Below are 20460 nucleotides of genomic sequence, written 5' to 3' on the forward strand. Positions count from 1 at the left end.
AGGTATGCGCTGAATGATGCGGATGCACTGACAGGTAGTGTCAGTATTCAGTCACAGAAAATTTCTCTTATGGCTATATAACGGCGTGATTTAGGGGAAACCTTAGGAGTTTTTGTAGAAAGCGGCGCTGGCCGGAAAAAAAGGCCAGCGCGAGGGGGCATCACAAGGCGGCTTCTGCCTCCAGCATGACCGGGTGGAAACGGCGCCTGAAGTAGATCAGGCCGTGTCCCGCGTCACTCAGGATAATGTTTTTAACTTCAACAAGGTAGACAAGATGCGTGCCGATGGTTTGCACCTGGCTAATCTCACCTTCAAGGCTGGCGAGCGCACCCTTGAGCACAGGCTGCGCCAGCGGCCCTTTCTGCCAGCAGGAGAGTGCAAAGCGCTCTTCCATCGTCATACCGGTCATCCCGGCGAAATGGCGAGCCATGATCTCCTGCTCGTGGTTCAGCACGTTAACGCACAGCCTGCCGTTGCCCTGGAATACCGGGTTCATGGCGCTGTTGGCGTTGATGCACACCATGACCGACGGCGGGGTGTCCGTGACCGAACAGACGGCGGTGGCGGTAATGCCGCAGCGGCCCGCCTCGCCCTCGGTGGTGACCACGTTTACCGCCGCCGACAGGCTACTCATTGCGTCGCGAAAACGCAGGCGTTGTTCATCTGAATGCATTGCAACCTCCCGCTGCGCTATTTCAGCAGCTTGTCGAGCATGTTGATATCGCTGTTGTTGTGCAGGTGCGGTACGGTCCAGCCGTGCTGGTCGTATTCGGACATGCAGCGGTCGACCATCGCCATCATCTTGTCCATGTTGCCGGAGCTCTGCGCCTGGCGCAGACACTGCAGGCGAATTTCATCCTGGCTGCCGGAGTAGTTAATTTCGTACAGCTCGTGACGACCGCCGAACTCGCTGCCGATGGCGTCCCACATCAGTTTCAAAATCTTGATACGTTCAACGTGATCCATGCCGTTGGAGCCGCGCACGTATTTCGCCAGATACTGGTCGATCTGCGGATTGTTCAGATCCCGGGCGCTGGACGGCAGGTAAATCAGGCCGGACGTCACGTTACGCTCGATGATGTTCTTGATTTTGGCGTAGGCCATCGGCGCCATCACGCGGTAGGTTTGCAGCGCGGCGTGATCCGGCAGATACGCGCCGTTGACCCACGGGGTGGCTTCGGAACACATGGAGTCGCTCAGCGCCCAGAACATGTTGCGCCAGGCCACCACTTCGCCGAGATCTGCCTGCACGCCGCGGAACTCCAGGGTACCGGTGCACTCCAGGGATTTCTTCAGCAGGGCGGTGATGAAGTCGAGCTTCACCGCCAGGCGCACGCAGGCCTGCAGCGGGTACATGCGGGCGAAACCGCCTTCCATCGTCCAGCGACGGCAGCGGTCGAAATCGCGGTAGATGAGCACGTTTTCCCACGGGATAAGCACGTGATCCATCACCAGGATCGCGTCGTTCTCGTCAAAGCGGCTGGAGAGCGGGTAGTCGTAAGGGGAGCCGGTCGCGCCTGCCACCATCTCGTAAGAGGCGCGGGAGATCAGCTTCACGCCCTCGGCATCCATCGGCGCGACGAACATCAGCGCGAAGTCCGGGTTTTCGCCCATCACCTGCGCGGAGCCGAAGCCGATCATGTTGTAGTGGGTCAGCGCCGAGTTGGTGGCCACCACTTTCGCGCCGCTGACGATGATCCCGGCGTCGGTCTCTTTCTCCAGCTTGATGTAAACGTCTTTTACCTCGTCCGCCGGCTTGTGGCGGTCGATCGGCGGGTTAACGATGGCGTGGTTGAAGTACAGGCCGGTTTCCTGAATGCGGGTGTACCAGTTCCGGGCGTTCTGTTCGAACTGGCCGTAGAAGGCCGGGTTAGCGCCGAGCGCGCAGCCGAAAGCGGCTTTGTAGTCCGGCGTGCGGCCCATCCAGCCGTAGCTCAGTCGCGACCACTCGGCGATGGCATCGCGCTGCTGGCGCAGGTCGTCGGCGCTTTTCGCCACGCGGAAGAACTTGTGGGTGTAGCCGCCGCTGCCGGTGTCGGTGCCCCAGCACAGCGTGTCCTGCATGTCCGGCTTGTGCAGCGCGTCGTACATCTGTGCGATGGAGGCCGCCGCGTTGCGAAACGCCGGATGGGTAGTGACGTCTTTGACGCGCTCGCCGTAGATATAAATCTCACGACCGTCCTGCAGGCTTTTTAAATACTCTTCGCCGGTTAACGGGCGTTTGGCGTCTGCGCGGAACTCTTCAGGCTTCATAGGGACCTCGTATCGGAATAGTGTTGTTAAATTTATGTTTTGTTTTTGTTGTTTAATTGAAGCCTGAGAGGGGCGTAACGTGAAGGGACGATTGGGACAACGACGGGTACTTTTCGGGTGGGATGTGGTTTTGTGATCTGTGCGGCTTTTCGGCGGGTGGCGCTGCGCTTACCCGCCCTACGAACCGTGATGCGTTCAGGAAACCGGTACTTTCTGCGCCCGATACGCGCTGGGCGAGCATCCCACTAAGCGGTTAAAAAAGCGGGCGAAATAGGCCGGATCTTTGAACCCCAGCTGCCAGGCAATTTCGCTGACCGTGCTGTCGGAGAAGAGCAGCAGGCGCCTGGCCTCCCGCAGCTGGCGGTCGAAGATCAGCCGTTTTGGCGGGCGGTTGGCGAAGCGGCGGCAGATATCGGTCAGGCGGGATTCGGTCAGGTGCAGCTCGCTGGCGTATTCCGGCACCGTCCAGTGCTGGTGGTAGTGCGCATCAATCAGCTGGGTAAAGCGCTGGAACAGCTTCAGCTCGCCGCGCATGCCGCCCGAAGCGTGGTCGTCGAGCTTCGCGTTGCGCAGCAGCAGGGTAAACACCGCCTGCGCCAGCAGGACCAGGGTATGCCCGCGCCCGGGCAGCTGTTCCGTGGATTCGCGGGCGATCAGCTGCCAGTAGTGCTTCAGCGCCGCCAGCTCGTCCGGCCTGTCGGCCAGCGAGAGGCAGATCCCCGGCAGGCCAAACGCCTCCCGCGTGCCGGGGTAGAGCACCTCCAGCAGCGGCCAGATCAGATCCTCGCGCACCGTCAGCACGTGACCGTCGCTGTCGGATTCGGTGATAAACGCGTGCGGCACCGACGGCGGCGTGAGGACGAACAGCGGGGCCTGCACCGAATAGCGGTGATCGTCGAGCTGGAGCTCAATCTGCCCGGTATCGAGAAAGTGCATCTGAAAGTACTGGTCGTGACGATGCGCCTGCATGTCGCGGCCAAAAAAGGCCGCCATGCGGGCAAATGACTGGTAGTGCACATCGTCGGTGCCCAGACTTTCGTCGTACTCCTTGCTGATATCAATGTTGGCGATAGGGTTCTGGCACACGATCGTTCCTCTGTTGATCCCGCTGCGTCATCGGAATGCGCGTCAGCACCAGCGCGCCGACCACCAGCAGCCCGGCCACAAACCACAGCCCCGAGCTGAAGCTGCCGGTCGCGTCGCGCAGGATCCCAATCAGCAGCGGGCTGACGGCGGAGCCGACGTTGCCGATGGCGTTGATCACCGCCAGCGCCACCGCGCGGGACTGCAGGCTAATAACCCGATCCGGCGTGGTCCAGAATATCGCCATGGCGGTAAACGATCCGGTTGAGGCCATGATGATGCCAAGCAGCTGGATCAGGCTGTGATCCGTCGCGGAGGCCAGCATCCATCCCGCCGCGGCGAACAGGTACGGCAGGATGGTGTGCTTTTTTCGCTCTTTCAGCCTGTCGGAACGGCGGCTCCACCAGATCATCCCGAGGATGGTGCAGAACTGCGGGATCGCCGCCAGCAGACCGATGACGATGTTGCTGCTTCCCGTGTTAAAGCTTTGCAGGATCTGCGGCGTCCAGATGTTGATTGCACTCAGCGTATTGGTCAGGCAGAAGTAGGCCAGCGTGTAGAGCAGCACGGCGGGCGTGAGCACCTCGCGCAGCGTGGAACGCGGCGTGACGGATTGGGCAATCGCGACCTCCTGCTCGCGGGCGATCATCGTTTTCAGCGCCTGCTTTTCGTCCTCATCCAGCCAGGTGGCCTGGTCCGGCGTGTCGTTGAGGTAAAACCAGGTCACCACGCCGAGCACCACCGATGGCAGCCCCTCCAGCAGGAACAGCCACTGCCAGCCCTTGAGGTTCCACAGCCCGTCCATCGCCAGAATGTACCCGGAGAGGATCGAGCCGAGCATCATGGTTACCGGCATGGCGATCATGAACAGCGCGTTGGCGCGGGCGCGGTGATAGGCCGGGAACCACCAGGTGAGATAGACCAGAATCCCCGGCAGGAAACCCGCTTCGGCAATGCCCACCAGCATGCGCAGGACGTAGAGGGTTTCGGGGCTGGTGGCGAACATGGTGCAGGTAGAGGCAACTCCCCACACCACCATGATCCCGGCGATCCAGCGGCGTGCGCCGATCTTCGCCAGCATGATGTTGCTCGGGATGCCGCACAGCACGTAGGTGACGTAAAACAGCGTCGCGGCCAGGCCAAACATGGTTGACGTGAGGCCAAGATCTTTACCCATCGTCAGCCCGGCGAAGCCGATGTTGATGCGATCGAGGAACGAGAAGACAAACAGGATAAAGAGAAAGACGATCAGGCGTCGGAACAGCTTGTGAATGACGCGGTGTTCAACAGCTTTATTATCATGGGCTTGCAGGGTAGAGGTCGTCATGGTGCGCTCCAGATCTTACGTTTAGTAGACGGATTTATTGTTATGAACTGACGTAACCGGTGTTTCGATAAAGCGTGCCGCCAGCGCTTCCGCGCCGCGGGCAAGCAGAGTGGTGTCGACGCCGACGGCAACAAACAGCGCGCCGAGTTCAAGATAGCGTTTTGCCAGCGGCTCGTTCGCCATCAGGATGCCGGGTGCTTTACCGGTGGCGCGTATCTGCGCGATCGCCTGCTCAATGGCGGCCTGCACCTCCGGGTGCTGCGGATTGCCGGCAAAGCCCATGTCGGCGCTCAGATCCGCCGGGCCGATAAACACGCCGTCGACGCCTTCCACGTCCAGGATCTGCGGCAGGTTTTTCAGCGCCTCGCGGGTTTCAATCTGCACCAGCACGCACATGGCGTCGTTGGCCTGCTGCAGGTAATCGGGAACGCGGTTCCAGCGCGACGCGCGCGCCAGGGCGCTGCCCACCCCGCGAATGCCCGCAGGCGGGTAGCGGGTGGCACGTACCGCCAGCCGCGCTTCGTCGGCGTTTTGCACCATCGGCACCAGCAGGGTTTGCGCGCCCACGTCCAGCAGCTGTTTGATCTGCACCGGGTCGTTCCACGACGGGCGGACCACCGGCTGGCTTGGATAAGGAGCGATAGCCTGCAGCTGGGTTAAGACGGTCTGCACGCTGTTCGGCGCGTGCTCGCCGTCGATCAGCAGCCAGTCGAAGCCTGCCCCGGCCAGCAGCTCGGCGCTGTAGCTGCTGGTCAGCCCCAGCCATAACCCGATTTGCGGACGGCCCGCCTGCAGCGCCGCTTTGAATGCATTTTGCATGGCTATCTCCTAGACAAAACGGCAGCTGATGGAGCCCATGCTGCTATAGTCGACGTGGAAGGTGTCGCCTCTGCTGGCGGGCACCGGGCGGGTAAACGAGCCGCCGAGGATGATTTGCCCCGGCTCAAGCTGCACGTCGTACGGCGCAAGCTTGTTGGCCAGCCACGCCACGCCGTTGGCCGGGTGGTTAAGGACGCCTGCGGCCACGCCGGTCTCTTCGATCACGCCGTTGCGGTAGAGCAGGGCGGAGATCCAGCGCAGGTCCAGCTCGTCGGGCTTAATCGGACGGCCGCCGAGGATCACCCCCGCGTTGGCGGCGTTATCCGAGATGGTGTCGAACACCTTGCGCGGGCGCTGGGTCTCCGGGTCGACGTTGTGGCAGCGGGCGTCGATCAGCTCCAGCGCGGGGATGACGTAATCCGTGGCGTTGTAGACGTCGAAGATAGTGCAGTTCGGGCCGCGCAGCGGTTTTGCCAGCACGAAGGCCAGCTCCACTTCAATGCGCGGGACGATGAAGCGGTCGACCGGGATGTCGCTGCCGTCGTGGAAGAACATGTCGTCCAGCAGCGCGCCGTAGTCCGGCTCGCTGATCTGCGAGCTGGCCTGCATCGCTTTGGAGGTCAGGCCGATCTTGTGGCCCTTCAGCACGCGGCCTTCGGCGATTTTCAGGCTGACCCATTCGCGCTGGACGGCGTAGGCGTCTTCAATGGTAATCTCCGGGTAGTCCAGCGAGATCGCGCGGATCTGCTCCCGGGACTGTTCCGCCTGATGCAGACGATGGGCGATCAGAGTATGGGTATGTTTGTCGAGCATGGCGATATCCTGTTTTATCTTTGTTTTCACCCTCTCCCTGTGGGAGAGGGGACTGACCGTGCCGGTATTACTTAAACAGCGCGTGCACGTTGTTCTGTTTGTAATTAAGGGTCGGGTGCAGCTCGTCAAGCTCGAACGACAGCGCCAGGTAGCGGCTCGCCATCAGCTCCGCGAAGTGCGCTTTGATAAGGCCAAACAGCATCTCCCCCACGGCTTCCCGGCTCTCCAGGCTGCGCCCGGCGCCGATCTTCAGCGTCATATGGACAAAGGCGTAATCGTGCCTGCCGTCAGCCATCTGCCAGGTGTCCAGCCAGTGGGCGCGGCTGCGGATGCCGCCGATGGGGAAGATGCCCGTGGCGGCCAGCGCCTCGTTAACTTTGGCGAACAGCCCCGGCAGGTCGGCCTGCTCGCGGATGTTGTCGGTACATTCAGCAATAAAGTGCGGCATGGTGGCTCCTTAGGCGGGCAGTGGGAAAACGGCGTTGACCTGGCCGGTTCCGGAGCTGGCGAACAGCTCGGTGAGAAACTCCACCTTGCCGTCGTATTTGTCCCAGCCGAGCATGCCCAGCAGCATCACCGTGTCGTGCATGTTGCCCTCGCCGTAGCAGTAGTCGGCGTATTCCGGCAGCATGCTGCAAAACTCTTTAAACTGACCCTCGCGCCACAGCTTCACCACGCGCTCGTCCATCTGGCGGTCGAACTCCCGGGTGTAGCTGTTCATCCCTTCCTCGGCGCGCTGGTCGTCGATAAAGCGGTGCGACAGCGAGCCGCTGGCGAGCACCGCCACGGTGCCGTCATATTTTTCGATGGCGCTGACGATGGCCTCGCCCAGCCTGCGGCTGTCGGCGAAGTCGTGAACCGTGCAAAACGCCGAGATGGAGACCACCCTGAAGTGCTTATCCGCGTTCATGTAGCGCATCGGCACCAGCGTGCCATACTCCAGCTTCAGGCTCGGGATGTTGTGCGCTTTGGCGCGCACGCCGAGCTTCACCGCCTCGTCGGCGATGAGCTGGCCGAGTTCCGGATTGCCGTCGTAGTCGTAGGTCATGTCGCGGATAAAGTGCGGCAGCTCGTTGCTGGTGTAGACGCCCGAAAAATGGTCCGCACAGTTGATGTGGTACGCGCTGTTCACCAGCCAGTGGGTGTCGAAGACGATAATGGTATCGACGCCCAGCTCCCGGCAGCGCTTGCTAATTTCTTTATGCCCATCGATAGCGCCCTGGCGGCAGCCGTGGTTTTTGCCCGGCAGTTCGGAGAGATACATCGACGGTACGTGGGTGATTTTCGCCGCTAACGCTAATTTACCCATGCTCAGATCCCCCACTTTGGAATCGGATGGTCGCCCATGGAGATGCAGACGTTCTTCATCTCCGCGAATACCTCGAAGCTGTACTCGCCGCCCTCGCGGCCGGTGCCGGAGGCCTTCACGCCGCCAAACGGCTGGCGCAGGTCGCGCACGTTCTGGGTGTTGACGAACACCATGCCCGCTTCGATATTGCGCGCCAGACGCAGCACCTTGCTGACGTCCTGGGTCCAGATGTACGACGCCAGGCCGTACTCCACGTCGTTGGCCAGGCGCAGCCCTTCCGCTTCGTCCTTGAACGGCAGCAGGCAGGCCACCGGCCCGAAGATCTCCTCCTGCGCCACGCGCATGCGGTTGTCGACGTCCGCCAGCACGGTCGGGCGCAGGAAATTGCCGCCCTTCAGGTGCGCAGGCAGGTCGGTCGGTTTGTCCGGGCCGCCCGCCAGCAGGGTTGCGCCTTCCTCGATGCCGAGGCGGATGTAGCCGGAGACTTTTTCCCAGTGCTGCTGGCTAATCAGCGCGCCAATCTGGGTGTTCGGATCGGTCGGGTCGCCCACGCGCAGGCGGTTGGCGCGCTCGGCGAATCGCTTGACGAATTCCGGGTAGATGCTCTGCTGGATAAAGATGCGCGAGCCCGCGGTGCAGCGCTCGCCGTTGATGGAGAAGATGGTGAACAGGGCGGCGTCCAGCGCGCGCTCGATGTCGGCGTCTTCAAAAATCAGCACCGGGGATTTGCCGCCCAGCTCCATGGAGTACTTCTTCAGCCCGGCGTTTTTCATGATGTTGCGTCCGGTGGCGGTACCGCCGGTGAAGGAGACCGCGCGCACGTCGTGATGACGCACCAGCGCGTCGCCTGCCGTGGCGCCATAGCCCTGAACGACGTTCAGCACGCCCGCCGGAATACCCGCTTCGAGGGCCAGTTCGCCCAGACGGTCGGCGGTTAGCGGGGAGAGTTCAGACATTTTCAGCACCGCGGTATTACCTAAGGCGAGGCACGGCGCGACCTTCCAGGTGGCGGTCATAAACGGCACGTTCCACGGCGACACCAGCGCGCAGACGCCCACCGGCTGCACCAGGGTGTAGTTGAGCATCTTGTCGTCGACCGGGTAGGTTTTACCGTTCATCTGCTGGCACACCTCGGCGAAGAACTCGAAGTTGTGCGAGGCGCGCGGAATGAGCACGTTTTTGGTCTGGTGGATCGGCAGCCCGGTATCGGCGGTTTCCATGGCGGCGATCTCCGGCACGTTCTGGTCGATCAGATCGCCCAGACGACGCATCAGGCGCGCGCGCTCCTTCATCGGCAGATTAGCCCACTTCGGAAACGCCTCTTTGGCGGCGGCAACGGCCTGATGGATTTCGGCTTCTCCGCCTGAGGCCACTTCTGCCAGGACCTCGCCGGAGGCCGGGTTAGTGGTGTGGAAGTAGTCGCTGCCCGCGACGTTTTTACCGTTGATCCAGTGGTTAATCTTTTTCATTTTGCCGTCTCCTCACTCACAATTCGGTTCACCAGGCGTCCCACGCCTTCCACTTCCACCACCACCTCATCGCCCGGCACCACGTCGGAGAGCCCCTTCGGCGTGCCGGTGGCAATCATGTCGCCCGGCTGCAGGGTCATAAAGTCGCTCAGGTAGGCGATCAGGTACGGGATGCTGAAGATCAGATCCGCCGTGGTGCCTTCCTGACGCAGCTCGCCGTTGACGAAGGTGCGCAGGGCGAGGTTGTGCGGGTCGGGAATGGCTTCTTTTGGCACGACGTTTGGGGAAATGGGGGTCAGCCCGTCGCGGCTTTTTACCCGCAGGTTCGGGCGGTAGTAGTTTTCCAGGTAGTCGCGGATGGCGTAGTCGTTGCAGACCGTGTAGCCCGCAACATAGTCCATCGCCTCGGCTTCGCTCACCTTACGCGCGGTTTTGCCGATGACCACCACCAGCTCCGCTTCATAGTGCATGTACTCGATATTGTTCGGGCGCACCGACGTCTGGCCGTCGCCGTTGAAGGTGTTTGGCGCTTTGATAAAGACCAGCGGCTCGGTGGGCGGCTTGAAGTCCAGCTCGCTGGCGTGGTCGGCATAGTTCAGGCCGAGGGCAAACAGCGTGGCGTGCGGCGGCGTGCTGTGCGCAAAAGTGACGTCGCGCTCGTCCACCACCGGGTTTTCCAGCGGCGGAAACCCTGCCGCCAGAATACGCACCCGATCGCCCGGGCGGATCTCAACGCGGCTTTGCGGGGTACCGAGCAATATCGCATCGCCGGGATTGAGGGTAGCGAACTCGCTCAGGGCGCTCAGCAGTTCGGCTGCGGTACGCTGAAGGTCGGCCGTGTTCCAGTGGTCCGCTTCGCGGCCGTTGATCTCGGTGATGATGGTCAGGTTATCCACGTTACCAACGGCGACCATTTCACCGAGCGGGCAAAATCCGTCACGGCATTTCGCCCTGATGGCCGGGCGGTAGAAGCTCTCTTCCGGCAGGCTCACCTCGTTGGCGAGCGCGTATCCCGCAATGTATTCCGCGGCGTCCTCCACGCGCACCTTGCTGGCTGTTTTGCCCACGACCAGCGCCACCGTCGCGCCGCTCAGCACCGTTTCCCCCTGCGGGAACGGAATGGGCTCGCACGCGCGAATCACGGTGTTATGCGGTTTGATAAACCACACCGCCGTTTTCGGCGGCGTGTTGTAGGGGGCTTTTTCAAAGGCCTCACGCCAGGCTTCACGCTGGCTTTGATGGTTGAGGGCGACGGCAAAAACGGTACCTTTCATTCACATACTCCTCAGGCCGGATGTCCGGCTTGGATTTCATTAATATGTTAATGATCTGTTTTTATGCTTTTGCTGTTTATTTCGCAATCAGAAGTGAAAAAATTGTGATATGAATAACAATAAATTTACATATTGGGTTTTATTGATATTTAAATCATGGAGTTAATAAAATTGACGGGTTTCTGTTAGACTTTTTGACGGAAAACGCATTGTTTATAAAAACATCTTTTAGTGATTGTTTACTTGTTAATGATGTAAAGGGGAGACGCTATGCATGATTCATTAACCATCGCCCTGCTGCAGGCGCGGGAAGCGGCGATGTCGTACTTCCGCCCAATCGTGAAGCGCCATAACCTGACCGAGCAGCAGTGGCGCATTGTGCGCGTGCTGGCTGAACATCCGTCGATGGATTTTCACGATCTGGCGTTTCGCACCTGCATCCTGCGCCCGAGCCTGACCGGCATCCTGACGCGCATGGAGCGCGACGGCCTGGTGCTGCGCTTGAAGCCGGTGAACGACCAGCGCAAGCTGTACGTATCGCTGACCAAAGAGGGAAATGCGCTGTATGAACACGCCCAGGCGCAGGTGGAAGAGGCGTATCAGCAGATTGAGGCGGAATATACGCCGGAGAAGATGAAACAGCTGACGGCGCTGCTGGAAGAGTTTATTGAACTCGGAAACCGTCATAACGCAGCGCGGGATGAAGAGTAAAAACCACAAATTCCAGGATGAATTTCGTAAAGTTTTCCCTTTCCAGGCCGAAAATTCTGTATCTGTCTGAGGAAAGAGAAAACATGTTAAACCGTATCAAGATTGTCACCAGCTTAATGCTGGTTTTAGCGATATTTGGCCTTTTACAACTCACATCCGGTGGTCTTTTCTTTAATGCTCTGAAGAATGACAAAGAGAATTTCACCGTCCTGCAAACCATTCGCCAGCAACAGTCCACGCTGAACGCCAGCTGGGTAGCGTTGCTGCAAACCCGTAATACCCTGAACCGCGCGGGTATCCGCTACATGATGGATCAGAGCAATATCGGCAGCGGCGCGACCGTGAACGATTTGATGCAAATCGCGTCTGCGTCTCTGAAACAGGCGGAAAAAAACTGGGCTGCCTATGAGGCCCTGCCGCGCGATCCGCGTCAAAGCGATGCGGATGCCATGGAGATCAAGCGTAACTATGATATTTACCACGGCGCGCTGGCGGAGCTGATTCAGCTGCTGGGCGCTGGCAAAATCAACGCCTTCTTCGACCAGCCGACCCAGAGCTATCAGGACGGTTTTGAGAAGCAGTACGTGAGCTACCTGCAGCAGAACGACAAGCTGTATCAGACGGCGGTCGAAGACAGCAACAGCTCCTACAGCCAGGCTATCTGGGTGCTGATTAGCGTCCTGATTGCCGTGCTGGTGGTGATCGTGGCCGTCTGGCTGAACATCAAGCAGACGCTGATCTCTCCGCTGAATCGTCTGATCGACAACATTCGCCATATCGCCAGCGGCGACCTGGTGAAGCGCATTGAGGTTCAGGGCACCAACGAGATGGGTGAACTGGCCGACTCGCTGCGTCATATGCAGGGCGAACTGGTGCGTACCGTTGGAGACGTGCGTAACGGCGCGAATGCGATCTACAGCGGCGCGAGTGAAATCGCGATGGGCAACAACGACCTCTCCTCCCGTACTGAACAGCAGGCCGCTTCCCTGGAAGAGACCGCTGCCAGCATGGAGCAGCTGACGGCGACCGTTAAGCAGAACGCCGAGAACGCTCGTCAGGCAAGCCATCTTGCGCTGAGCGCCTCCGAAACCGCGCAGAAAGGCGGCAAAGTGGTGGATAACGTGGTGCAGACCATGCGCGATATCGCGGGCAGTTCGCAGAAAATTGCCGACATTATCAGCGTGATCGACGGCATTGCTTTCCAGACCAACATTCTGGCACTGAACGCGGCGGTAGAAGCGGCGCGTGCGGGCGAGCAGGGCCGTGGTTTCGCGGTGGTGGCAGGTGAAGTGCGTAACCTGGCCCAGCGCAGCGCCCAGGCGGCACGCGAGATCAAGAGCCTGATTGAAGACTCCGTGGGTCGCGTGGAAGTGGGTTCAACGCTGGTCGAAAGCGCCGGTGAAACAATGGGTGAGATCGTGAACGCGGTTACCCGCGTAACGGACATCATGGGTGAAATCGCCTCTGCGTCTGACGAGCAGAGCCGCGGTATCGACCAGGTGGGCCTGGCGGTAGCCGAGATGGATCGCGTGACCCAGCAGAACGCCTCGCTGGTTGAGGAATCTGCCGCAGCGGCGGCCGCACTGGAAGAGCAGGCAAGCCGTCTGACGCAGGCCGTGGCGGTATTCCGCATTCAGCAGGAGCAGATGAAAGCGCGCGAATTCGCTTCAGCGAAAACCGTTGCAGCACCGGCGATGGCGAGTAAAACGGTTACCGCTGATGCAGGTGATAACTGGGAAACCTTCTAACGCCATATGTTGTGCCGGGTGGCGGCTGCGCCTTACCCGGCCTACGGTTCGTGGTTTTGTAGGCCCGGTAAGCGCAGCGCTACCGGGCGATATTACAGAGGCAGGCGCATGGCGCAGCGCGTTTCATACGCGAAGCCGTGCGCCGTCTCTTCTTCCCTTTTCCGACGCAGTTCAGGCGTCAGCGTCGTCATTTTTTCAAACCCCAGCCGGGCATAGAACGGCGCATTCCACGGGACGTCCCTGAACGTCGTCAGCGTCAGCGCTGTCAGCCCCCTGTTACGGGCATGTTCTGCCACGCAGGCGATGAGCTGCCTGCCGATCCCTTTTCCCTGCGAGTGCAGATCGACCGAGAGTTCGACAATAAACAGTGATGACGGATGGGCTTCGGCAAGGATAAACCCGACGGGGTGGTCGTTTGCCAGCGCCAGCCAGCTTAGCCCGCGTTCGACATAGCCGAGGTGTTGTTCAGCGGAAATGACCACGCCATCGGCAAGCCAGGCGAGTGCCGGGAAGTCACGGAAGCACCCGGCTGCCGCGCGTTCAATGGCGGGCAGGGCGGCAACGTCGTTGCGGGTGGTAGGGCGAATGCGAATAGTCATGGCGGCAAGTATAGCCTGACCCGTCGACATTATTCCGAGCAGATCAGCACCGGCGAATAGAAATTGCTGATCACCAGCGCGTCTTCCGGCGTGCGCTCGATCGTCAGAAGCCTTTTATTGCCCAGCGTCAGGCCGGCAACGTATTTTTCAAAGACCCCGGGCGGCATGGCGTCATGGCTAAAACGCTCCACTTTTTGAATAGCAATCTCATACAGTTCGCCCTCCACGTGACGCCATTTAAACATCTCCTGGCGGGAAACCTCCCAGCTGCGCGGGGCATTCACCACGCTGCCGTTAACCGTGATATACCCCGTTTTGTCGGGATGAAAACGCATAATGATCTCACCGTCAAAGGTGAAATCGTGGCTGTCGCGCCGGTCGGAGAAGGTCAGGTTTCCATCGCAGGCCACCGACAGCGGGGGCGTGTGAAAGTACCACGCCGTCACGGCGCCCAGCAGCAGCAGGTTGAGGAACAGGATTAGCCAAACTTTTTTGTGTCTCATATCACCACTCGTAATAGTAAAGCGTACGACAGGCGCTGGCTTTACCCCGCGTGAGGGAACATTGGGAGAGCACCAGCCGCCCTTCGTGGCCGTAGAAAAGCGTTCTCTGAATGTGCATGTAGAAAATTGAATTTTTCAGGCACGGAAGATGGCCGTCCTTCTGAAGCGTTTGCGCCAGCGTTATTGCCTTCCCGTGAAACACGTCCGCCAGCGGCGTAAAGGTGTAGACCGGGCAGGTGCCGATATGCGTCAGCAGATGGATCTCCCTTTGTGAATTTTCTGGCTTGATCAGCGCGATCCAGAGGCATAGCGCAACGACGACCAGCGTGAGCGCGCCGCAGAACAGCCATTCCGGGCGAACGCGCCATGCAGGTTTTGCCGTTTCGGCGGTCGGCGGAGCCTCCTCCAGCGGAGTGACCGTGACGTCCGCGCTGAGCATAAAGCCCGTTTTCGGTACGGTAATGATAAGCAGCGCGTCGGGAAGCAGGGCCGCCAGCATCTTGCGCAGAATGCTGATGTACTGGTTTAAGGAGTTGTTAGATCCCTGGAGCCCTCGCCGATCCCAGACTTCCTGGAGAAAGGTTTCCCGTTCAACCACGTTCCCATGATGCTGAACCAGCAGCTTCATGATGGTATTGGCCGTACAGGTGAGGAGCTGCGCATCCTCATCCGGCGCATTGATAAGAGAAACAGAACCGTCCTCGTCGTTATAGACGATGGCGTCAGCAAGCAGGTATTTCATAAGTTGTTGTAATAAAAACAGAGATAAAAAATAAAAGAGAAGGTCTACGCCTTCCGGGCTGCATTGCTGGCTATTTTAACGCCACTGTTACCGATAACATTGATCCAGACAGGATTTTGGGTGGTTTAATAAGTCAGGGTGATAATCACGTCATCAATAAATTCCCCGGTACCGGTTAGCGGCTGTGCCGGGACCTCGCCATAAACGGTGTAGTTCTGGGTGCCGCCAGCGGGATTGGTGACCTGCAGCGCATCGCCGCTGCTTCGATCTCCCCAGCGTCGCGTGGCCGCCTCATCCTGCCAGAGCCCGTAGCGCAGGCACTGGCCCTCGCTGTTGCAGAGCTGCCGCTGGTTACCGCTGGCATGGTTGCCTTTGCCCATGGCAAGGGTGAACGCGGTTCCGGCCGGACAGCGCGTGGTCAGGGTGGCGGTGGAACGTGTCGGACGCAGGGTCGCGGTGCTGGTCAGGGTGCCGAAGTTAAGGGGCGTCACGCGCTCGATGTAGCACCCCTGGCTGATTTCAGCCTGCGCGCTGGTGCCGCCCTGCACCTGCTCCCCCTCTGCGGAACCGTCCGAGCAGTTTTGCAGGGCATCCTGACGCAGGGCGCTGTGCCAGGCGATACGCAGATTCATGTTGTAGTTGTAATAGTGGTAGGCCGGAAGCTGGCTTTGCCCTGCCGGAATGGTAGCGATAAGCGGAAAGGTACCGCTGACGTTGGCATTGCTTTGCGCGGCCAGAGTCTGCTGAATCAGGTTCCCGCTGCTGGCAGGCCCCAGCTCCTGAGAGCGCGCTGCGCCGTTCAGCAGGCGGAAGAGGAGGGTGTACTGTTTTCCCTCCTGGTCCCCCGGCGAGATCATCTCAAAGGGCGGGGCGTCTACGCTGCTCAGGCAGACGTTGAGATATTCCGTCCTGCCCTCGTTGTCGGCCTGGCAGCTAAATTTGACCTCGGTGTTGACGAAGGTGGTATTGCCCGCCACGACGTTTCCAAAGTTAATGGCGGGCATGGAGGTTATCCAGCAGGCTGCCGCCATCGCCTTCACGGACAGGACGAGCAGCAATAATAACGGTGCTCTTAATGACACAGTTGTTCTCCGATATTCTGTATAGATGACGCGGTACGGGGCGCCGGAAGCGTGACCCGGCACGCTCCCTCACCGGTTTTCACCACCAGTTCACCCGGCAGGGGCGGATCTTCAAGCCAGATAAAGCCATCGCGTCCCACGATGGTGGCACCCTGCGGCGTTGACACGACGCTGCCCAGCGGGAGCGGCCTGCGGCGGCTGTCGACCAGCCGGGCCTGAACCGTGACGGCGTGATGGACGTTAAAATCGACTTTGACCGCGCTGCTGTTGCCCGGCCTGGCATGCATGTCGGTGACGGGGGCGATCACATCGGCGGGCAGATCGAGCGGGTTAATGCTGACTTTGCTGTTGTGGTAGCGCGGCAGGTCGGTCAGCAGGAGATAACCGTCCTCATCCGTTTCACCGGCCGGGCGGTTTTCCAGCATCACCGGTACGTGCCCAATACCGTGCGTGGAGACCAGCGCCATGCCCTGCTGGATGTAGCGCAGCGCGTGCAGGCTGCCGTCCAGCAGCGTCAGGCTACCTTCGGCGGAGGCGTACTGGTTGCCCTGGCTGGCACCCTGCTGCAGCCCAACGTGCCATTCGCCCTCTCGGCCCAGATAGCCTACGTCCGCATATCTTTCACGTCGTTCGCCAAAGCCCTGGCCCAGCTCCCATGACCAGCCGCCGGCCTCATCGTCCGGCTGGTGGCGGTAATCCATGCGCGGCGTATCCCGGCTGGCCTGAGCGGAGAGCGTGTCCTCGCGACCCAATGGGACGGAAAACAGCAATTGAACGTGACTCGACGCATCCGTAAACGAGCGGGTATAGCTCAGCGTGGTGGAGATGTGTGCCGGCAGCGACACCGACCAGGAGGCGTTGAGGTAGCGCTCTGTGCTGCCCTGAATGTTCTGCTGTACCCAGCCCGCGCCCACGGTACCGAAATGGGGGACGGACTGGCTTACCCACACGCTGTCGCTGCGCCTGACCGGCGCGGCACCGCTCATGCGGGCGTTGTCGGCGAAATCCGCCCCGGTACGGACGGTGCTGGCAGAAATGCCCGTTCCTCTGCCGTTCCACTGCCAGCCGAGGCCCCACTGAACGCCCTGACCGTAAGGGCTGTCGCTCACGGCAACGTGCTGGCTGACCACCCCTACGGCGGGGGAGACCAGCCAGTCAGCGCCCGTGCCCACGTTGTGCAGCCTGCGCTGCTGCTCCGTATGCAGCGCCAGCGTCAGGTGATTATTCACTCCATAGCGCCAGCCCGCGTCCAGCAGCGGCGAGGCGGCATAGTCGTCGGAGTGCAGGGCGTAGTTTTCCCGCATCCAGCCGATGTCCAGCGAACCGCTGCTGAGCCCTTCCGCCAGCATGCCCGGGGCGCCGTAGAGATCGAGCTGTACGGCGCGACGCTGACCGTTGATATCGGTAATCACCACCTCCGCCTGCCCGCTGCCGGTGAAGGACGGCAGGGTATCCAGCAGAAAGTCTCCCGGCGTGACGCGCTGGCTGCTCTGCTTAAGGCCGTCGATATACAAATCGATCGTGGAAGGCAGCACGGCCGTGTCGCTGTAGCGGCTGCGCGGTTCGGTATTGAGCTGGGGATTAAGCTCAAAATTACGTGCCCAGTGCAGACCGCCAAAGCGTATCTGCCGGCTCCAGCGGGTGCCGGTGGTGACGCTGTCGCCCAGCGCCAGCGTGGTCAGCGAGTCGGTGTTGTCCCACTGCCAGCGGGTTTCGAGACGGGTGTGGGTAGGCCGACCGGCGCTGTTTTCCTCCCCCGCATGGCTTGAAAAACTACTGCTGAACGTTCCGGGTAGCCCTCCGGACGCGGTCAGCATGGTCTGGGCGTTAAGCTGGCGCTTCCCCTGCGCATCGCTGGCGTAGAGCGCGTATCCGAGCGTATACGCGCTGACGGGCTGCGCATCAGGATAGCGGTACATCGGCGTGGGCCTTGAGACGATCAGATGCTGCTGGCCCTCGAGCGCGTCTGCTTCTGCGGTAATCGACACCTGCTGGGACAGCACGTCGAGATTGACCTTCAGGCCCGGCAGGGAGGTTAGCTCAACCCACTCTGCGCGATCGTCCGGGGCGTGAAGCCCCAGCTTTTTCATGTCGCTGCGGCTTATCCATAGCGTATTATCCACCACCCGGCAGGCCCACAGCTCGCCTCGCGGGGCGTGGTTCACGGTAATGGCCAGCCATTGTACGGTGTCGGCGGGTTCAGCCCGGGCTGACAGCATGAGCGGTAGCCAAAACAGGAGCGCGAGAAGCGAGCGGGCGCAGGGGTATCTGGCTGGCATGATGGTCATCATTGAGATAGACGCGCAGCGAGCTGAGCGCGTGTCGTGAGGGCTGCTTGAGCGATAAAAGGGCGATTTTTCCCGGTAGCACATAGCCCGCCAGGCCTTTAATCGACCCTACAACCTGCCCATCGGCCGTCAGGGCCTCAAGGTGGCTCAGGCGGATATGGCGGTTTCCGGCGTTAAAGCAGCGGAGAGTGGCCGGTATGTCTGCCTGCTCACAGCTCAGGGCATCGTGGCTGACGGGCGCGCTCTGGTTCCCGGCAATGAACACCGGAATCGAGTAGCGCAGCAGGAAGTGCACCGCGGTGGGATTGGCGGCGCGGGACGTGGCGTCCGGCAGTTCGTCGATGATCAGCCGGTAACTTTGCTCCTGTGCACGGTTGCCTGGCTGCATGACGATAATGCGCACCAGCTGCTGCTGGCCCGGCGCCAGTGATGTCATCGCCGGGCTGGTGACCACCTCCCCGGTGTTCACCAGAACATCTTTACCGTTTTTTTGCGTCCATTCGTACACCCGAATCTGCGCATGGATGGCCGCTTTCCCGCTGTTAGTGAGATAGACCGCCGCTGCCCGCTGGTCGCTCTGCAGATCGAGCGTTACCGGGGCCACCTGAAGCGTGGCGGCCAGCGCGTAGCGTGACAGCAGCGCCAGCATCATGAGCCATAGAATGAAGCAGGGAAGGTAGCGACGCACGATCAGTACTCCAGTTTTAACGTGATATCGTCGCTGTAGGTACCTGCCTGGGCGGTTGTCAGCGCCCCGGCTTCAATGACGCCATACAGCGTTTCCTCCTGTTCCACACCGTTGCCGGTATCGTCCAGGCCATTCGTGCCGGTGATTTGCGTCTGTTTGCCTTCGTCGGCAAAGAGTTTCCACGCAATCTTCTGTGCGCCCGTTTCGCCGTTTTCCGATTTCAGCCAGAAGGTTCCGTTTTCGCCGTCGTTGCTGGTGGCGGTGAGGGTGAAAGGCGTGCCGTTGGTACAGACGATATCGACCTGCGTTTTGGCCTGGATTTCGCTCGACTCATCGGAGCCGTGACGCGAGAAGTTGAGGTCGTTGGCTTTGAGGGTGCACGACTTTACGACCTCAAGTGATACGTGCATCGTCGCGCTTGCGCTACTGTCTGCGGCGATCGCAGCAGCAGGAAGCAGGAGAACGGAACAACATGCAACGGTGGGAATAATTTTCATGATTTTATTTCCTGACGTGAGTAACAGTGGAATTACAAAGCGAATGACTGAGCGTCCAGCAGGCAGAGTTTTCGATGGAATTCCGCCAGGCTGTGGCAGCAAAATTTGTTCATCGCGTTACGCTTGTGGGTGTAGATCGTTTTAGGGGACTTATTCATGATTTTTGCGATGCGAACCGGACTGAATCCTTTATGGAGCAACATGCAAACCCGTCTCTCCTGATACGAGAGCATGGCGGCGTTTTCGAAGGCGAATGTCGTGTCGCTAAAACAGTGGCTTAGCTGCGAAAAAGAGAGGTTGTCCGCGACCACTCGGACCCGCTCGTTGCGCAGGAAGGCGTGAACGTCGCAGACCCGCGCTGCATCCGTAAATACCAGCCAGTTCTCTCCAGCGTGTGTATTGAGCAGCCGTTCCTGCAGGCGCAAAAGCCCTTCCGGATTAACGTCATGGATCCAATACATCTCCGGGCGAGGGGTAACGGCCGTCGAGATCATCGAAGTGAGGCCAAGCCATAAAAACGTATTCCCGCTCAGAACGATAACCTGATAGCCAGCATTCAGAATGAAAGGGGTCATTTTCTACCCCACAGATAGCCCTGGCCGTAATCGGCCGCGCTGGCGCGGGCCAGCGCGAAATCACCCGCGGTTTCGATGCCTTCGATCAGTACCTTGCTGGCGATGCGCTTGCACTGGCGGGTGAGATGCAGAAACTTTGCCTGCTCGATCCGTCCGTTCCAGAAGGTATGTTTGTCAATTTTGATGCCGCAGAAGCGGATCTGGCTGGTCAAAAGTTCGGGAAGAAGGTCTTCGCAAACATCGTCTGCCCACACTTCTATTCCCCACTGATGGAGCGTTGCGATGCATTTCCTCAGCGCCCGGCTTTGCGTATCGTCGAGTTGTACCATCGTATGGAGATCGGTGACCTCGATAGCAAGTCTCTCCGGGCAGGGTGTTTCTTCTTTGAGCCTGTCGAGGAAGTCCGTTTCCAGCAGTAAATCCGATGTCGCATTGAGGTAATACTTGTCGCCCTCTTCGCAAAACATGGCATGACGAAGCTGCGCAAAGAAGTGCGCCTTACGCAGCGTCGAGGACATCGAGCCAAAGTAGTCTTCAAGATCGACGTGGGGCTTTGCCGTGGACAATACCTCCCAGGCAATCACATTTTCGCTGCGCAGTGCCCGGATGGATTCGAACTTATAGCCGGTTAGCATGATAAAAGTGCGTAACGCTCCGTGGTGATTTCAGGAGCTGCACAT

21 protein-coding genes are annotated in these 20460 nt (G+C 60.0%); 2 read left to right on the forward strand and 19 right to left on the reverse strand.

What is annotated here, in order from left to right; all coding sequences use genetic code 11:
* Nucleotides 1-160: 160 nt before the first annotated feature.
* From ACW9E7_RS01680 to hpaG, 10 genes are all read right to left on the reverse strand, one after another.
* Nucleotides 161-673 carry a 4-hydroxyphenylacetate 3-monooxygenase reductase subunit gene (locus tag ACW9E7_RS01680; protein WP_111964122.1) on the reverse strand — a complete coding sequence of 171 codons (513 nt, stop codon included), beginning with the start codon at nt 671-673 and terminating at the stop codon, nt 161-163.
* Nucleotides 674-690: 17 nt separating this feature from the next.
* Nucleotides 691-2253 carry a 4-hydroxyphenylacetate 3-monooxygenase, oxygenase component gene (gene hpaB, locus ACW9E7_RS01685; protein WP_008501307.1) on the reverse strand — a complete coding sequence of 521 codons (1563 nt, stop codon included), beginning with the start codon at nt 2251-2253 and terminating at the stop codon, nt 691-693.
* 195 nt (nt 2254-2448) lie between these two features.
* Nucleotides 2449-3339, reverse strand: a complete 891-nt coding sequence (gene hpaA, locus ACW9E7_RS01690) for a 4-hydroxyphenylacetate catabolism regulatory protein HpaA (protein ID WP_458727162.1) — start codon at nt 3337-3339, stop codon at nt 2449-2451.
* Nucleotides 3311-4663, reverse strand: coding sequence for a 4-hydroxyphenylacetate permease (gene hpaX / locus ACW9E7_RS01695; RefSeq protein WP_458727163.1), 1353 nt, complete (start codon nt 4661-4663; stop codon nt 3311-3313). Before hpaX ends, hpaA begins: the two co-directional genes overlap by 29 nt.
* Before the next feature lie 21 nt (nt 4664-4684).
* Nucleotides 4685-5482 carry a 4-hydroxy-2-oxoheptanedioate aldolase gene (gene hpaI, locus ACW9E7_RS01700; RefSeq protein WP_458727164.1) on the reverse strand — a complete coding sequence of 266 codons (798 nt, stop codon included), beginning with the start codon at nt 5480-5482 and terminating at the stop codon, nt 4685-4687.
* A 9-nt stretch (nt 5483-5491) separates the two neighbouring features.
* Entirely contained in the window at nt 5492-6295 is an 804-nt protein-coding gene (gene hpaH / locus ACW9E7_RS01705) for a 2-oxo-hept-4-ene-1,7-dioate hydratase (protein ID WP_458727165.1), read from the reverse strand.
* A gap of 67 nt (nt 6296-6362) precedes the next feature.
* Nucleotides 6363-6743 (reverse strand): 5-carboxymethyl-2-hydroxymuconate Delta-isomerase, encoded by a 381-nt coding sequence (locus ACW9E7_RS01710; RefSeq protein WP_115876536.1) that lies wholly within the window; start codon nt 6741-6743, stop codon nt 6363-6365.
* Nucleotides 6744-6752: 9 nt separating this feature from the next.
* On the reverse strand, nt 6753-7604 hold the full coding sequence (gene hpaD, locus ACW9E7_RS01715; protein ID WP_133293729.1) for a 3,4-dihydroxyphenylacetate 2,3-dioxygenase: 852 nt from the start codon (nt 7602-7604) through the stop codon (nt 6753-6755).
* Between the two features lie 2 nt (nt 7605-7606).
* Nucleotides 7607-9073 (reverse strand): 5-carboxymethyl-2-hydroxymuconate semialdehyde dehydrogenase, encoded by a 1467-nt coding sequence (gene hpaE, locus ACW9E7_RS01720; protein ID WP_025912116.1) that lies wholly within the window; start codon nt 9071-9073, stop codon nt 7607-7609.
* On the reverse strand, nt 9070-10347 hold the full coding sequence (gene hpaG, locus ACW9E7_RS01725) for a 4-hydroxyphenylacetate degradation bifunctional isomerase/decarboxylase (protein WP_458727166.1): 1278 nt from the start codon (nt 10345-10347) through the stop codon (nt 9070-9072). Before hpaG ends, hpaE begins: the two co-directional genes overlap by 4 nt.
* 270 nt (nt 10348-10617) lie before the next feature.
* On the opposite strand from hpaG, the gene hpaR reads away from it, so the two are divergent.
* Both hpaR and tsr read left to right on the forward strand, forming a co-directional pair.
* On the forward strand, nt 10618-11058 hold the full coding sequence (hpaR, locus tag ACW9E7_RS01730; protein WP_045907716.1) for a homoprotocatechuate degradation operon regulator HpaR: 441 nt from the start codon (nt 10618-10620) through the stop codon (nt 11056-11058).
* A gap of 83 nt (nt 11059-11141) precedes the next feature.
* Entirely contained in the window at nt 11142-12806 is a 1665-nt protein-coding gene (tsr, locus tag ACW9E7_RS01735) for a methyl-accepting chemotaxis protein (protein WP_458727167.1), read from the forward strand.
* A gap of 92 nt (nt 12807-12898) precedes the next feature.
* Here tsr and ACW9E7_RS01740 read toward each other — a convergent pair whose 3' ends face one another.
* The 9 genes from ACW9E7_RS01740 to ACW9E7_RS01780 form a co-directional block, all read right to left on the reverse strand.
* On the reverse strand, nt 12899-13405 hold the full coding sequence (locus ACW9E7_RS01740) for a GNAT family N-acetyltransferase (protein WP_288459239.1): 507 nt from the start codon (nt 13403-13405) through the stop codon (nt 12899-12901).
* A gap of 29 nt (nt 13406-13434) precedes the next feature.
* Nucleotides 13435-13908: a hypothetical protein gene (locus ACW9E7_RS01745; protein ID WP_023615762.1), complete on the reverse strand. Its 474-nt coding sequence runs from the start codon at nt 13906-13908 to the stop codon at nt 13435-13437.
* A gap of 1 nt (nt 13909) precedes the next feature.
* A complete protein-coding gene (locus ACW9E7_RS01750; protein ID WP_458727168.1) occupies nt 13910-14650 on the reverse strand; it encodes a winged helix-turn-helix domain-containing protein in 741 nt (246 codons plus the stop codon).
* Between the two features lie 125 nt (nt 14651-14775).
* Entirely contained in the window at nt 14776-15732 is a 957-nt protein-coding gene (locus tag ACW9E7_RS01755) for a Csu type fimbrial protein (protein ID WP_458727169.1), read from the reverse strand.
* Nucleotides 15723-18011, reverse strand: coding sequence for a fimbria/pilus outer membrane usher protein (locus ACW9E7_RS01760; RefSeq protein ID WP_458727170.1), 2289 nt, complete (start codon nt 18009-18011; stop codon nt 15723-15725). Before ACW9E7_RS01760 ends, ACW9E7_RS01755 begins: the two co-directional genes overlap by 10 nt.
* A complete protein-coding gene (locus ACW9E7_RS01765; protein WP_458727171.1) occupies nt 17932-18708 on the reverse strand; it encodes a fimbrial biogenesis chaperone in 777 nt (258 codons plus the stop codon). The genes ACW9E7_RS01760 and ACW9E7_RS01765 overlap by 80 nt, the downstream gene beginning before the upstream one ends.
* A 2-nt stretch (nt 18709-18710) precedes the next feature.
* Complete coding sequence (locus tag ACW9E7_RS01770) at nt 18711-19205, reverse strand: Csu type fimbrial protein (RefSeq protein ID WP_458727172.1); 495 nt, start codon at nt 19203-19205, stop codon at nt 18711-18713.
* Between the two features lie 32 nt (nt 19206-19237).
* Nucleotides 19238-19780, reverse strand: a complete 543-nt coding sequence (locus ACW9E7_RS01775) for a helix-turn-helix transcriptional regulator (protein WP_458727173.1) — start codon at nt 19778-19780, stop codon at nt 19238-19240.
* A complete protein-coding gene (locus tag ACW9E7_RS01780) occupies nt 19777-20415 on the reverse strand; it encodes an EAL domain-containing protein (RefSeq protein ID WP_115876526.1) in 639 nt (212 codons plus the stop codon). Before ACW9E7_RS01780 ends, ACW9E7_RS01775 begins: the two co-directional genes overlap by 4 nt.
* Between the last annotated feature and the right edge of the window lie 45 nt (nt 20416-20460).

The organism is Enterobacter sp. H2G27 (assembly GCF_054403075.1).

Coding starts and splice junctions, on each gene's coding strand:
- ACW9E7_RS01680 (WP_111964122.1), bottom strand. CDS start 673: ATGCATTCAGATGAACAACGCCTGCGTTTTCGCGACGCAATGAGTAGC.
- hpaB (WP_008501307.1), bottom strand. CDS start 2,253: ATGAAGCCTGAAGAGTTCCGCGCAGACGCCAAACGCCCGTTAACCGGC.
- hpaX (WP_458727163.1), bottom strand. CDS start 4,663: ATGACGACCTCTACCCTGCAAGCCCATGATAATAAAGCTGTTGAACAC.
- hpaI (WP_458727164.1), bottom strand. CDS start 5,482: ATGCAAAATGCATTCAAAGCGGCGCTGCAGGCGGGCCGTCCGCAAATC.
- hpaH (WP_458727165.1), bottom strand. CDS start 6,295: ATGCTCGACAAACATACCCATACTCTGATCGCCCATCGTCTGCATCAG.
- ACW9E7_RS01710 (WP_115876536.1), bottom strand. CDS start 6,743: ATGCCGCACTTTATTGCTGAATGTACCGACAACATCCGCGAGCAGGCC.
- hpaD (WP_133293729.1), bottom strand. CDS start 7,604: ATGGGTAAATTAGCGTTAGCGGCGAAAATCACCCACGTACCGTCGATG.
- hpaE (WP_025912116.1), bottom strand. CDS start 9,073: ATGAAAAAGATTAACCACTGGATCAACGGTAAAAACGTCGCGGGCAGC.
- hpaG (WP_458727166.1), bottom strand. CDS start 10,347: ATGAAAGGTACCGTTTTTGCCGTCGCCCTCAACCATCAAAGCCAGCGT.
- hpaR (WP_045907716.1), top strand. CDS start 10,618: ATGCATGATTCATTAACCATCGCCCTGCTGCAGGCGCGGGAAGCGGCG.
- tsr (WP_458727167.1), top strand. CDS start 11,142: ATGTTAAACCGTATCAAGATTGTCACCAGCTTAATGCTGGTTTTAGCG.
- ACW9E7_RS01740 (WP_288459239.1), bottom strand. CDS start 13,405: ATGACTATTCGCATTCGCCCTACCACCCGCAACGACGTTGCCGCCCTG.
- ACW9E7_RS01745 (WP_023615762.1), bottom strand. CDS start 13,908: ATGAGACACAAAAAAGTTTGGCTAATCCTGTTCCTCAACCTGCTGCTG.
- ACW9E7_RS01750 (WP_458727168.1), bottom strand. CDS start 14,650: ATGAAATACCTGCTTGCTGACGCCATCGTCTATAACGACGAGGACGGT.
- ACW9E7_RS01760 (WP_458727170.1), bottom strand. CDS start 18,011: ATGCCAGCCAGATACCCCTGCGCCCGCTCGCTTCTCGCGCTCCTGTTT.
- ACW9E7_RS01770 (WP_458727172.1), bottom strand. CDS start 19,205: ATGAAAATTATTCCCACCGTTGCATGTTGTTCCGTTCTCCTGCTTCCT.
- ACW9E7_RS01775 (WP_458727173.1), bottom strand. CDS start 19,780: ATGACCCCTTTCATTCTGAATGCTGGCTATCAGGTTATCGTTCTGAGC.
- ACW9E7_RS01780 (WP_115876526.1), bottom strand. CDS start 20,415: ATGCTAACCGGCTATAAGTTCGAATCCATCCGGGCACTGCGCAGCGAA.